A 14,042-nucleotide genomic window follows, 5' to 3' on the forward strand; every position below is an offset into this window, starting at 1 on the left:
CTCAATCCATTGGTTATAGAGGCGCGGGCAAAAACCCACCTTGAACTCAAAAATAAGCAACATCAGCTTAATCTTACACGTGGCACATTAGACAATATTATCCATCATCTACCTGTGTTTGTCGCATATTGGGATGAAGAATTAGATAATATCTTTTGTAATGATGTTGACGGTAAATGGTTTGGGATCACCGCTAAAGATATGCTGGATAAAGGACTTACTGATGTGATCCATCAACATGAAGCCCTCGATAGTGCAGCGACCAGCGTATTGTTAGCGGCACTTGACCAGGTGATGTTAGGGAAAACCATGGGGTTTGATCTTACATTTAATGCGTCTAGCAGCGACGTGGTGTTTGCTTCGGTTTCTTTAGTGCCAACCCTAGTTGAAGGAAAGTTTAATGGGTTTGTCATGCTTCTTAATGACATTACTCCAATGAAAGTATTACAGCATGATTTACACCTGGATAAAGAGTTACTGAAAGTGACGCTCAACTCCATTGGTGATGCGGTGATCACCACTGATGCAAATGGCATTGTTAATTTTATGAACCCGATAGCGTCATCATTAACAGGGTGGCGTGTTGAGGATGCGGTTGATAAACCAATTGAAGATATTATGCCATTAACTGATTCCAGCGGCCATTTTTCAATCATTAATCCAATTTATATCGCCATCAAAGAATGCCGAATTGTCGGCATGGCTTTTAATACTTTATTGCATACACGACAACAGAAAAAACTGGAAGTAGAAGACTCTGCCGCCCCAATATTAGATGAACACGGCCAAATAAAGGGCGCCATTATTGTGTTTCACGACGTGAGTGAAACAAGAGCCATGGCGTTGAAAATGTCGCATTTAGCCAACCATGACTCGTTGACCAATTTACCGAACCGAATGTTACTGCAAGACCGTGCAGAACGCGCTATCAACATGGCCGATCGAAACAATGAAAAAGTGGCTATGCTGATGATAGACATTGATAACTTTAAAAGTGTTAATGACTCTGTTGGCCATAAAAAGGGCGATTTACTCCTTAAAAAAATTGCTAACCGTTTGCTTGAGAACTCAAGAAATGTGGACACGGTGAGTCGTCAGGGCGGTGATGAGTTTATCATTCTACAGCCAGACATTACTAAACTGGATCAAGTGGCGAGTTATGCACAACGTATATTGGCTTTGTTTGAAGCACCATTTTATGTGGATGACAATCGCTTTGCACTCTCTTGTAGTATTGGCTTGTCTGTTTATCCTGATGACGCCATGAGTATCGATATGTTGCAAAAGCACTCTGATTTAGCCATGTACCGCGCTAAAGAGTTAGGTCGTGCCCATTGGCGTTTTTATGCAGATGAAATTGGAACCAGTGTGTTAGCAAGGCACAAGCTTGAACAATACTTACGTCATGCTGTGCAAGATGGGCTATTTGAAGTCTATTACCAAGCTAAAGTCGATAGTAGAAACAATCAACTTGTTGGTATGGAGGCATTGTTAAGATTACCCTCAGCTGAGGGTGGTTTTATTTCGCCAGCTGAATTTATTCCATTAGCAGAAGAGTGTGGCCAAATTGTGCCCATAGGCAATTTTGTCATGCGAAAAGCGTGTGAAGATGCTATTAGCTGGCAGAAAATGTAGCCTTAAACGCCGAGTAAGCATTAATATTTCACCTAAACAATTTGCTCAAGATGATTTCTTTGACACGGTAAATAAACTCGTTAAAGAGTTATCAATCGATACCGGTTTAATTGAGTTTGAAATAACCGAAGGCGTGCTGGCTAAAGATGTTGAGCGCACGCGAGATGTGCTTGACGCATTACAGCAGCTTGGAATAAAAATCTCAATTGATGATTTTGGTACGGGTTACTCAAGTTTGCTGTATTTAAAACGTTTTCCAATCGATATTCTTAAAATTGATAAAAGCTTTGTTGATGACATGCTCAATGATGAAAGTGATGAGGCCATTGTCGACACCATTATCGGCCTGGCAAACTCGTTAAAAATGCAGTTAGTGGCAGAGGGGGTTGAAACCCTCGAGCAAGTCAATGCACTGTCTGCTAAAGGGTGTTTTGTGATGCAGGGCTACTATTATTGTAAGCCTATGCCGTATCAACAAATGTGTGATTATTTACAAGAGAACACTTAAATTATGAGTGTTTGATGATAACTTGATATGGGCTGGTGTCAGCATGAGCCACGCTTTAGGAGCATAGATTTTTGAATGTGAAAAAGTCATTATTGACAGTCACCCCCCTCAAATGCGTATTTTTTTGATTATTTGGTTGATTGGCTGTGCATTAATGGCAGGGGCTTATGCTATCGCCGACAGTTACTATAAAAATACATTAACTGAGCGAACCGAAATCCATATTCAACAAGCCGTTGAGCTAGTCAAAACCCGTTTCAAAAAATACGAGTATGGTTTATTAAGCACCCGAAGTGCCATTCAAACCACTGAAAATCATGATATTACTCGCGAACATTTTGAGCGTTATATTGCATCGCTTAATGTGGCTAAATATTATACGGGCGCCAGAGGGTTTGGCTTTATCAGGCGGGTTTCGGTAGAACAAGAGGAAGATTTTGTCGTTGCTGCTCGTAATGACGGTGCTCCAGGTTTTAAAGTGCATACACTCTCGCCGCACAATAAAGACCGTTTTATTGTTCAATATATTTATCCACAACTCAGTAATGATGAATCAATCGGTTTAGATATTGCTTCAGAAAGTAATCGAAGAGCTGCTGCTATATCCGCCTCTATTAGCGGTGAGGCCACACTCAGTGCACCTATTACGCTCGTTCAAGAAGAAGGTAAAGAGCGACGAGGTTTTTTAATCCTTTTACCTATTTACAGCACCCCTTTATTGGATAATCTAGTTGAAAAAAGGTTGCAATCGACTATTGGCTGGCCTTTGCTCCACTTGTCGTCGATGATGTATTGTTTGACCTTGCCCCAGCGTTTTCTGACATTGACCTTGCCATTGCTGATAAAGCTGAAAACATTCCTTTTTTTGAATCTTTCCATGGCCAAAATAAAATTGATAACGATTCTGAATCAGTCATTTATCGTGAAATTGAGTTTATGAGCCGGAGCTGGGTTATTTACGCCAAAGCAGCCAATAATGCAGAAAAAGGATTGTTGTCTTATTCGCCGGTTTGGTTTCTGTTTTTATTTGTGCTGATGACCAGTTTGTCTTATTTCATTTCAGTGATATTGGCAACCAAATACTCACAAAAACCTTCGACAGTCGATCAACAGACCAACGTTTCCCCTAGTAGTTTTTTTTCAAGTCGAGGCTTTATCAATGCATCAAAAGGCTACTTTTTCATTATGCTGAGCATTCTGGCCTTTAGTGGTTATCTATATGTAGAGCAAGAGTTTAATTCTGTCTCATCTGTGTTGGTTGACCATGCACAGTACAGTAAAGAGCTGATCGACAATCATGAGCAAAATTACAAAGAAGGTTTAACCTTTATAAAGTCGACACCCATTATTAAGGCTGTTATGAATGCAGGGCAGACATCATCATCATTGCCATTTGAATTAAGCCGTTGGAAAGAAGTCTTGGCTGATATTTTTAAAGCATATATGCAATCTCAAGCAGAAATGTCCCAGATCCGACTCATTAGTGCTGAGGGACAAGGTAAAGAGCTCGTTCGTGTAGAAAGAAAAGGCGGAGAAGTTCTTATTACTTCTGAAGATGACTTGCAAAATAAAGGAAACCGGGACTATTTTGTTAATACAGTGAATTTACATAACGGGGAGATATATACATCAAGTATCGAGCCAAACATTGAAAATGGGGAAATGGAGCTCCCCATTAGGTTAACTCGACGTTATTCAACGCCTCTTTTTTACCCTAACGGGGCTATTTTTGCCATTTTAGTCATTAATGTAGAAGCTCAACCATTATTGCAAGAGATTAATCGTTTATCTAAAAATGGTGAAATAATCTACATTACCAATGAACAACAAAAGTTTATACTCGCCAATTTACCATCGATGGTGGATGATTCTTTTTCTGAACAAGGTTATTTGTGGGGCGATGCTTTTAAACGAACGACAAATCTTTTCAGCGCATTAAACAATAGCCTCACTACCTGGGAAGGGAACAAAGGTTCGCTGTTAAGTGCTGAAACACTGGTTACCCCTAACCCCGGTGATGTCACTGGAAAATTAACAGTAAGAGCCACATTTTCTGCGGCTAAAGTTTACCAAAATGCATTGCTTTTGCTGTTGAAGCAGATGCTGATTTTTCTCGCCTTTTCAATTTTAGCCTTAATGTTGTTCTATTACTCTTGGGCAAATAATACCCGTATGATGATTGCTTCTCAGGTTAGAAAAGAGCTTGAGGCCAAAAACAAAAAGACAATATGTTTGAAAGTTTGACCGAGTTATCGCCTGAGGCCATGGTCATTATTGATAGCTCTGGAGTGATAGTGCTAATTAACTCCCAGGCGGAAAAGTTGTTTGGTTACAGTCGTGAGCAGTTGGTCGGACAAAAAATTAATATGCTTGTGCCTGTGTCGGTTGCTGGCAAACATGACAGTTATGTGGATGGTTACGTTAATAAGCCCCGTACACGCCCCATGGGAATGGCTGATGATCTCTTTAGCCGCCATGCTGATGGATCTGAGTTTCCTGTTGAGGTGAGCTTAAGCCCCATTCAATTAGATGACAAAATGCTTATTGCGTCTTCTATTCGCAATATTTCGGAACGTAAAAAAATTGAAAAAACCTTAAAAAGTGCTATTGATAAAGCCAAAAGTGCCAGCCAGGCAAAAACCGCATTTTTAGCGAACATGAGCCACGAGATCCGCACACCACTTAATGCGGTGATTGGATTAACTCATCTGCTTAAAGGGAAGGAGTTAACCTCTGAACAGTTGAAGTTGGTGAGTAACATTCAATTGGCAGGGCGCTCATTGCTCGGAATTGTCAATGACATTTTAGATTTAAGCAAAATCGAAGCTAATGAAATGCCTGTAGTGCTTGAGCCTTGTAATCTGCAGCAATTACTCGATGAAATTTATAGTGTTTTTTCTAATCAGGCTAATCAAAAGCGCATCACATTAGGCTTGCATGTAGATCCTGATGTGACTCCCATTGTGCTTACAGACAAAAAACTGTTGCAACAGGTAATCACTAACTTGTTGAGTAACGCAATCAAATTTACCAATGAAGGTGGAGTAACGTTAACCGTCACTCGTGAAGCGTCAGACACAGCATTACCTGAGCAGCAGTTAGTGCGTTTTACCATTGAAGACACTGGTATTGGTATTTCTGAAAAGCAGCAGAAAAAGATATTCCAGCCCTTTAACCAGGCTGACGATGGTATTAATCGGCGCTTTGATGGCACCGGGCTTGGCTTGTCGATTGTCACTAACTTAAGTGAATTATTAGGTGGTAAAGTCGGTGTGGCGAGTGAGATGGGCAAAGGTAGTCGATTTTGGTTAGACGTGCCTTTCACCTTGCTTGATAACGATGACGGTTTTAGTACTGACTCCATTGTAGAAGCTATCCATATTTGGGTGCTCGGTGATGCTGATCAGAAAGACTGCGTGTTGAAAAAAATTGGCACGTCATTAGGGTGGCGTGTCTTTTGTGGTTCAAACCTTGAGCAGTTTAAGCAGGAGCTTGAGCAACGTTTAACCAGTCAAAAGTCATTACCTGATGTGGTTGTTATTGACTGGAAACGATATCAGTTAGACAGCCTACCGATCATTGAAGACATATTTAATCTTCCACTATGGCCAAATATCCCTGTCATTGCAGTGTGTTCTGCTGAGCAACAAAGGGATGTAGCCCAGTATGATGGCGGACGCATTAACGGGATTCTGCTTTATCCAGTTCAACCTGCTGAGCTTTTTAGCTTGGTGAATAAAGTTCTTATTGATCACACAGGTGATACGGCTCGGGTGCTTGAGTCTACTAAAATGGAAGCGATTAAAGCTAAGTGGTTACCTGGCGTGAGGATTTTAGTTGTTGATGATAACCAAATGAACCTCGATGTGGTTGAACAAATACTCATCAACAATGGTGCAGTAGTGACAACGGCATGCAGTGGTACTAAAGCCATTGATGCATTAAAAGATGCTATGAACAGTTTTGACGTGGTGCTGATGGATGTGCAAATGCCTGAGATAGATGGCCTAGAAACCACGACATTTATACGCCAACAATTGCATATTAAAAAGCTTCCTATCATAGCCCTAACGGCCGGCACCTTAATAGATGAAAAGAATAGGGCGCTAAGTATTGGCATGAACGATTTTTTGAGTAAACCCATTGAGCCCGGACAGTTGATCTTGTGCCTTCGTAAACAGGTTGAACGCTATCGAGAAAGGGCTGTGATGATTGAGCACATTGATGCTAGCAATAGCGTAACAAGCGTGCCAAATTGTACTCGAAATCACCGGCATATCGAATAGCGTTGATTTATTTCAAGGGAATGTGAAGTTATTCGAATTTGCTTTACGACGTTTGTTTGAAGAACACCGAGATTTGGAACACGTCAACCCTGACGCATTCTCCTTTGAACAACGTGAGAAACGACTTGCTTTAGCCGCTGAAATACATAAGTTACGCGGAAGTTCGGGAATGGTGGGTGCAAAGGAATTGTACAACTTGACTTCACAAGCTGAAATTAGTTTACGCAAAGGTGAGCATGATGAACAAGCTCAATTATTGAGAAATATTATTCGCGTTTTAAAAGAATTACGACGCAATAGTCAGCAATTTTTAGAGCTGCAATCGCAAGTGAGATCGCAAACAAACGAAAGCGTTGAGCCTCTTGCTGATAAGATGACTCAATCTGAGGTTGAAAAGCTGATTTTGGCTTTAGAAACTAATGATCTTTCTGCGAGTGAAACCGTCGAAAATAACGCGGCAAGTATAATGGCATTGATGGGCCAAGAGGCATTTTCAACATTTAATGAGCAAGTGCAAATGCTTAATTATCCCAAAGCGCTTGAAATACTAGAAAAAAGCATAATGACAGACAAGCAGTAAACGGCCGTGTGGACTCTTTGTTGGCAATTGATGTGCAGCATACGTATACGCTTACTTACTGATGCATGGTGCATTTTCCTTTATTGTTACACCGTTATTAACGCTAAATTTGGTTGTAAGCCTTATTCGTTTTGGGCAATACCCTCGGCTATGAAGATTTAAGTGTGTGTAAAATACTGCAATCTTTTATCTGATGGTTTTGACAGCAAGAGGCTAGCGCGGCGAGTGATTGTTCTAGTAGTGCCAGTTCCCGCTGAGTTTGTTGGATACGCGCGAGTTGCTGGGCAATGATGTTGTCTACTAAGGCACATGAAGATTTAGGATCTTGCTGGGTATCCACAAGGCGCTTGATGTCATCTAATGCAATATTCAACTCTCGACAACGTCTAATAAAAATCAGCGTTTCAATGTCTTTTTGTTGATAAAACCGATAACCATTATCGCTGCGATTAGGGGCAGATAATAATCCAATTTGCTCATAATAACGGATGGTTTTTACCGATACTTTGGCAATCGATGCCAATTCACTTATTTTCAACTTGACCTTCCAGTCGCTGTAACCTTTAAGCTCAATCATATCATTTTTAGATCATGTGTTGTTATAAGGAAGTTGTATGTTTAGCTATTGTGCTACGGCATCGTTGGTTTTGTCGCTAAGTGTTATGGGGTTGAGTTATGCAAGTGATGAGGGGCATTCGGTTAATACGTCTGAGCAACACGTTTCTGACTCTCATGATGAGCCTCATGCAGATGTTGAGCATCATGAGGAAGGGCATGATGACGAACATGAACACGAAGAATCAATGGAAACCATTGTGATACAAGCTACACGCTCAGGGCGAATTGCCGGTGAACAGCCCATCCGAGTCGAGGTGATTAACCGCGAAGAAATTGAAGAAAAAGCGGCAATGAGACCGGGTAATATTTCGATGCTGGTGGCCGAAACCGGTGGGGTGAGATTACAAACCACATCGCCAGCACTGGGCAGTGCCAATATTCGCTTACAAGGTCTTTATGGCCGCTATACTCAATTACTGGCTGATGGTTTACCGCTTTATGGTAATCAGGCGGCATCGATTGGTTTGTTACAAGTACCGCCAACCGATTTAAGCCGTGTTGAAATTATTAAAGGCTCGGCATCATCGCTTTATGGTGGCTCAGCATTGGGTGGGGTGATTAACCTTGTTTCGCGTCGTCCTGGTGATGAGCTCAGTGGTGAAGTGTTGGTTAATGCCACTACCCGTAATGGTCAGGATGTGACGACTTATATTGAGTCTCCACTAGGTGAGAACTTAAAAGGGTCGGTGACAGCTGGGGCGCATTATCAAGACGAGCAAGATATTGACGACGATGGCTGGATAGATCTGGCAGGGTATGAGCGCTATACCGTGCGTCCTCGATTATTTTGGGAAGGCGAAGCTGGGCAAACGTTGTATGTGACCAGTGGCTTTATGACAGAAGATCGCACTGGTGGAACTCTCGGTGATAATACGGTTGCTGATGGCACAACGTTTGAGCAATCACAGGACTCAGAAAGGCTTGATGGCGGTTTGGTATTTACCATGCCATTATTAGACACCTTAACCATGACCACGCGCGGCTCGGCGATGGTACAAGATCATGTCCATGTTTATGGTACCGATATTGAAGAAGATACACACGAGAGTTATTTATTTGAAAATAGCATTGCAGGTTACACCGACAATAGTGACTGGGTTGTCGGTTTAGCGTATCAATCTGAAGTCTTTGCCTCAGACACCTTCTCTGAGTTTGATTATTCTTACGACGTCCCCGGCGCGTTTGCCCAGCTTGATTATGAATTAACCGATCAAATTACCACCTCTTACAGTGTCCGTATTGATGAACACAGCGAATACGGTACCCAATTTAGTCCAAGAGTGTCAGTACTTTATCGCCCAAATGATTTAACCATAAGAGGCTCTTATGGTGAAGGCTATTTTGCCCCAACTCCGTTTGTTGAAGAGATTGAAGCGGCTGGCTTATCTCGTTTAGCGCCAATTGAAGACTTAAAAGAAGAGCGCGCTAAAACAGCGTCGCTTGATTTTACTTATCGTTTTGATGATGTAGAAACCAGTTTGACCTTGTTTGGCTCCAATGTGGATAACGTCACCACACTAGAGTCTTTTTCTACCAACAACAACGGCAGCCTCGATGCGGTGAGATTGGTGAATGCATCTGGCGAAAGCCAAATTCGCGGCTCTGAAGTGTTGCTGCGTTATTATTTAGGTGACGTTAAACTCACGGCAAGCTATTTGTACTTAGATGCAACCGAGGAGTCACCTGAAGGGACGGGGCGACGAGATATAGCCTTAACGCCAGAACACTCTGGTGGTTTTGTCGCGATGTGGGAGCAGCATGGCAACTTTAGAGCCGGCTTTGAGGCTTATTACACTGGCACGCAGCGCGTGAATGATAATCCTTATATTGAAGAAACCAACCCCTATTGGCATTTAGGCTTAATGGGTGAAATTACCGTGGGCAGCGTCAGTTGGTTTATTAATTTAGAAAACCTACTCGATGTGAAGCAAACCGACGAGCACCCAATGTTATTGCCTAGCCGCGCGCCTAGCGGCCAATGGACCACTGATATTTGGTCGCGTAACGATGGATTTATTGCAAACGCCGGCGTTAGAATTAAATTTGGTCACTAGGGTTTTATACCTATTGCTTGAGACAAAATACTTGTATTACCAATCATTCTTTACCTATTTCAATATCTGCTGTGGGTAATAAGGTTTGATACGCGTCTGCTAACGCTTGTTTAGCCTCATCATCGCCATGAACGATACGAATGTGTTTAGGTTTGTGATGCATGCGTTTTACAAAGTTGATGAGGTTGTGTTGGTCGGCGTGGGCAGAGTAGCCGCTAATGGTATGGATAACGGCTTTAATGTCTATTCGTTGTTCATCAATATACACATAACCGCCTTGTGCACCATATTGTTGGATGTCTCGGCCAGTGATCCCTTTGGCTTGGTAGCCGACAAATAATACATCGGTAGTAGCCTTAGGTAAAAAGCGGCTAAGATAATTACTAATACGGCCACCAGTGCACATGCCCGATGCGGCAATGATGATGGCGGGTTTATTGACCGAATCTAAATAGTTGATTACCGCGAAGTGATCTTGATGGCTGTCGATGGTGGTGAGCTGTTCAAAATCTAACGGATGACGGCCTTGTTTCAGTTTTTGCTTGGCCTCTTTGTCCCATAACTCCTTAAATGCACGATACTGTTGAGTAAAGTTTGCCGCCATAGGTGAGTCGACAATAATGTCGATATTTTGCCACATGGGGTTGTGTTGATTACGAAAAATAATGTGTTCAAACTCGTATAGCAACTCTTGTGTACGGCCAATGCTAAAAGCAGGAATGAGCACCACGCCATTATCTTTAACTGCTTTTTCAATAATTCCTTTGAGTTGTTTGCTACGATCTTTTCGGCCTTGATGGTTTTTATCGCCGTAGGTTGACTCTATCACTAGGGTATCGGCTCGATAAGGGCTTTTAGGGCTTGCCAGTAATGGGGCATAGGTTGCGCCTAAGTCACCTGAAAAAACCACTCTGTGTTTATAATTCGGCACTTTGAGGTCAAGCTCAACATAGGCCGAGCCTAAAATATGCTCTGCAGGTTTAAACTTAAGCTTAATTTGCTTAACCGGTTGAGTCGCATTGTTGAGGTTTATCGGTAATGAAACCCATTGGTGATAGTCTACCGGCACAATGAGTTTATTGAGCTGGTTTAAACAGGCCTGGATCAGCGTTTGGTCGCGAGTCACGCCCACTTTTAATGCATCTTCAATTACTAAAGGCAATAACGACGCCGTTGCTGTTGTGGCATAAATCGGTTGGTTGAAACCGGCGGCGAGTAAGTAGGGGATCCGGCCAACGTGATCGATATGACAATGGGTGATGATTAACGCGTGAATGTTGTCGATTGAGAAGTCTATTTGCAGTTGATCAGCAGAGTTTTTACCTGCGGTTTCGGCGCCCTGAAATAACCCGCAATCAATAAGATAACTGCTTGGAAGTTGTGAGTTAATGTCGAGCTGGTGGCAAGAACCGGTTACTCCATTGACCGCGCCATGATGAATAATCTGCATATTAATCCTTTAATTGAGTCAGGTACGGTTAAATAACTTAGCAGTGGAGATGGCATAAATACAGCAAGTGACAATTATTGATACACAAAAAATATGCATTTTGTGCAGACTTTTGTCACACTGCGCTGACTATCAAGAATAATGAAAGTTGCAATAATAAGGACGTGTAATGAAAGCTTTTTCTCTGGTGTTAACCAGTATAGCCATGGCAGTTTCAGGCATGGCATTTGGCGTCGACATTGACGCAAAATACATTCAACGTATTGACCGGTAACACAAGTTTCTGCTACGGCGTTATCTAAAAGTGCTCAAGCCGATGCCTTGCGTGCCAATTTGGTGGCAAAACTCAGCCAAGAGCATAAAGCCAGTAAAGTCAGAATCTTTAATCAAGCGCTTTCATGGCAAACAGCCACATCGACAGCTGAAGGTGAGGGCTGGTTAGCTTATCGTTTACCGGTTTCTACACAACGATTTACTCAAGGTACATTAACCGTTAAAGGCCTTGAAAACCCGCAGGTGTATGTTAATGGCCAGTTAGTTAACTCAGCTGATAAAGTTGAGCTTGAGCTCGTCAATGGCGATTATCAGCTCATGTTGCTCGCCGATGGTTTGCAAAAAGACGAGCCTTTTAGCCTAGATTGGCAAGGTAAAAGCGATGTTGATGAGCTTGATTTTTCTGCGCAACAAACACAGCGCGTATCGGCCGAGCAGCTTTTTGACTCAAAGGTCATCAGCAATTTAACCTTATCGCCGAATGGTAAGTACTTACTGCAATCAACCATTGAATATCAAGCCGCCCAGGGCGATAAGCCGATCCAAGTGACAGAGCTGCGCAAACTGCCAGACAACAGTGTACTGTATCGTTGGCAGGAGAGTCGTCCAAGCAGTGCGGTGTGGTCTGATGATTCAAAACAGCTCGCGTTTGTGGCTAACAAACAAATTCAGTTATTCAATGTAGCAGATTTAAGCATCGATATTGCCGCCACTGAGCTTGATAATGTGTCTGGCTTGCAGTGGTTTGGCGACAGTTTACTTTTTAACTGGGAAAAGCCCTTTAAAGCCGATGACAAAGCGACCTCAAAGCGTTTTCAAGCATTGGAAGATCGCTGGAGCTATTGGCGTAACAACAGTCAGCTTTATCAATTAGATGTGGCCTCCGGTTTTATTCGTCAACTTACCGACAACAAGATCACCAGCTCGCTGTTAGACAGCAACGCCGATAAAGGCACCTTGTTGCTCACTCGCTCACCTGTTGATTACAAAGCTCCTGCCCATAGTATCACTCAGCTACTCGAACTTAATGTCGCGGATTTAAGTGAAACCATGATAGGTGAATACCGCAGCTTCAGCGGTGCTTTATATGCTGATGATGGCATGTATATCACTGCCGATCCGCGCTTTATGAATGGCGCTGGCATGCAAAACCCCAATATTGAAGTCAATGATTATGATGGCCAGTTATATTGGCGGGATGATAAAGGCAATGTCACAGCATTAAGCAAAGACTTTGACCCAGCCATTGGCAGCATGACCAAGCTTGAAAATGATGATTTATTGCTTAAAGTGACTGAGGGCGACCGCTCACCGCTTTATGTATTTGATAAGCGCAAAAAACGATTTAACCGCATCGATACTGGTGTGGATATGGTTGATGGTTTTAGTGTGACGACCAAGAAATCAACGCCTCTGTTAGTTGTTGCAGGCACCTCGGCAACTGCGCCACAAAAAGCTTACAGCATGTCGCTTAATTCAAGCCGTAAAAAGGTGTTATTCGACAGCCAAAAGCAACGTTATGCCGATACGCAATTCGGCAAGATTGAAGATTTTGATTTTACCAACAAACATGGCCATAACATCGATGGCCGCGTGTATTTACCAGCAGATTTTGATGCCAACAAAAAGTACCCTGCATTGGTGTACTACTATGGCGGCACGTCACCGGTTGGGCGTCACTTTACTGGGCGCTGGCCATTTAATTTATGAAGCCGCGCAAGGGTATGTGGTGTATGTATTGCAACCTAATGGTGCAACCGGTTACGGCCAAGCCTTTAGTGGACGTCATGTAAATGCATGGGGCAAATACAGCGCAGATGACATTATTGAAGGCACTAAAGCTTTTTTGAATGCCCACAGTTATGTTGATGCAACACGCGTGGGCAACATGGGCGCGTCTTATGGCGGCTTTATGACCATGTATTTGGCCACACAAACCGATATTTTTGCCGCGTCGATGTCACATGCGGGGATCAGTAATTTGTCATCATATTGGGGACATGGCTGGTGGGGTTATGGGTATTCTGGTGTGGCGAGTCGAGGCAGTTTTCCGTGGAATAATCCTGAGCTTTATGTCGAACAGAGCCCGCTTTATCATGCCGATAAAGTTACTACGCCGTTATTACTCATTCACGGTAATGCCGATACCAATGTGCCGGTGGGCGAAAGCCATTACATGTACACCGCGCTTAAGTTGTTGGGTAAAGAGGTGGAGCTGGTGGAGTTTAATGATCAAGACCATCACATCAATACTCGCCAAGCACGCTTTGATTGGTGGAACACCACCATGGCCTGGTTTGATATGAAACTCAAAGACGAACCTCAGTGGTGGAATAACCTGTACCCTGAGACAACTGACAAGTAGTCGTTAACCTTAGTTTTCTCATAGCAGCTCCGTAATGTCGGGGCTGTTATGTTTCTATTCGCTTGAGATTGTGTTACTAACTTTAATGCAGAATGTCATATATGTATTATTACGGTAAAAGAATGACACGGTAAAAGCGGTATTGGTATTAAACATACACCTAGCATTTAGAATTGATGTTAATCTTGGCTATAATATCAAAGATAGAGGTCACTCACTTTATGCCTATTAAATGTATGCTTATTTATGTGCGAATAACGTAATTCTATTTAA

9 protein-coding genes and 1 pseudogene are annotated in these 14,042 nt (G+C 42.6%); 8 read left to right on the forward strand and 2 right to left on the reverse strand.

The annotated features are described in order from the left end of the window. Positions 1-9 precede the first annotated feature (9 nt). The 6 genes from N4T56_RS03725 (at position 10) to N4T56_RS03745 (ending at position 7,009) form a co-directional block, all read left to right on the forward strand. Positions 10-1,635: a sensor domain-containing protein gene (locus N4T56_RS03725; RefSeq protein ID WP_261732270.1), complete on the forward strand. Its 1,626-nt coding sequence runs from the start codon at positions 10-12 to the stop codon at positions 1,633-1,635. Beyond that, complete coding sequence (locus N4T56_RS03730; RefSeq protein WP_261732271.1) at positions 1,610-2,143, forward strand: EAL domain-containing protein; 534 nt, start codon at positions 1,610-1,612, stop codon at positions 2,141-2,143. The genes N4T56_RS03725 and N4T56_RS03730 overlap by 26 nt, the downstream gene beginning before the upstream one ends. Before the next feature lie 124 nt (positions 2,144-2,267). After that, complete coding sequence (locus N4T56_RS03735) at positions 2,268-3,083, forward strand: CHASE domain-containing protein (protein ID WP_261732272.1); 816 nt, start codon at positions 2,268-2,270, stop codon at positions 3,081-3,083. Positions 3,084-3,502: 419 nt separating this feature from the next. Next, a complete protein-coding gene (locus tag N4T56_RS22905) occupies positions 3,503-4,387 on the forward strand; it encodes a hypothetical protein (protein ID WP_449329053.1) in 885 nt (294 codons plus the stop codon). Further along, complete coding sequence (locus N4T56_RS03740) at positions 4,372-6,429, forward strand: response regulator (protein WP_261732273.1); 2,058 nt, start codon at positions 4,372-4,374, stop codon at positions 6,427-6,429. The genes N4T56_RS22905 and N4T56_RS03740 overlap by 16 nt, the downstream gene beginning before the upstream one ends. A gap of 52 nt (positions 6,430-6,481) precedes the next feature. Further along, on the forward strand, positions 6,482-7,009 hold the full coding sequence (locus N4T56_RS03745) for an Hpt domain-containing protein (RefSeq protein WP_261732274.1): 528 nt from the start codon (positions 6,482-6,484) through the stop codon (positions 7,007-7,009). A 148-nt stretch (positions 7,010-7,157) separates the two neighbouring features. Here the strand turns inward: N4T56_RS03745 and N4T56_RS03750 are convergent, their stop codons facing one another. Further along, positions 7,158-7,586, reverse strand: a complete 429-nt coding sequence (locus tag N4T56_RS03750) for a Cd(II)/Pb(II)-responsive transcriptional regulator (RefSeq protein WP_261732275.1) — start codon at positions 7,584-7,586, stop codon at positions 7,158-7,160. Positions 7,587-7,623: 37 nt separating this feature from the next. Between N4T56_RS03750 and N4T56_RS03755 the strand changes: the two genes are divergently transcribed. Then, positions 7,624-9,681 (forward strand): TonB-dependent receptor plug domain-containing protein, encoded by a 2,058-nt coding sequence (locus N4T56_RS03755; protein ID WP_261732276.1) that lies wholly within the window; start codon positions 7,624-7,626, stop codon positions 9,679-9,681. Between the two features lie 43 nt (positions 9,682-9,724). On the opposite strand, the gene N4T56_RS03760 is transcribed toward N4T56_RS03755, so the two are convergent. Continuing rightward, positions 9,725-11,131: an MBL fold metallo-hydrolase RNA specificity domain-containing protein gene (locus tag N4T56_RS03760; protein ID WP_261732277.1), complete on the reverse strand. Its 1,407-nt coding sequence runs from the start codon at positions 11,129-11,131 to the stop codon at positions 9,725-9,727. A 1,896-nt stretch (positions 11,132-13,027) separates the two neighbouring features. Here N4T56_RS03760 and N4T56_RS03770 point away from each other — a divergent pair. Then, positions 13,028-13,769: pseudogene (locus N4T56_RS03770) on the forward strand (alpha/beta hydrolase family protein); the annotation flags it as partial. Positions 13,770-14,042 lie beyond the last annotated feature (273 nt).

The organism is Shewanella phaeophyticola (genome assembly GCF_025398315.1).
In the GTDB taxonomy this organism is placed as follows: Bacteria; Pseudomonadota; Gammaproteobacteria; order Enterobacterales; family Shewanellaceae; genus Shewanella; species Shewanella phaeophyticola.

Coding starts and splice junctions, on each gene's coding strand:
- N4T56_RS03730 (WP_261732271.1), top strand. CDS start 1,610: ATGCTATTAGCTGGCAGAAAATGTAGCCTTAAACGCCGAGTAAGCATT.
- N4T56_RS22905 (WP_449329053.1), top strand. CDS start 3,503: ATGAATGCAGGGCAGACATCATCATCATTGCCATTTGAATTAAGCCGT.
- N4T56_RS03755 (WP_261732276.1), top strand. CDS start 7,624: ATGTTTAGCTATTGTGCTACGGCATCGTTGGTTTTGTCGCTAAGTGTT.
- N4T56_RS03750 (WP_261732275.1), bottom strand. CDS start 7,586: ATGATTGAGCTTAAAGGTTACAGCGACTGGAAGGTCAAGTTGAAAATA.
- N4T56_RS03740 (WP_261732273.1), top strand. CDS start 4,372: ATGTTTGAAAGTTTGACCGAGTTATCGCCTGAGGCCATGGTCATTATT.
- N4T56_RS03760 (WP_261732277.1), bottom strand. CDS start 11,131: ATGCAGATTATTCATCATGGCGCGGTCAATGGAGTAACCGGTTCTTGC.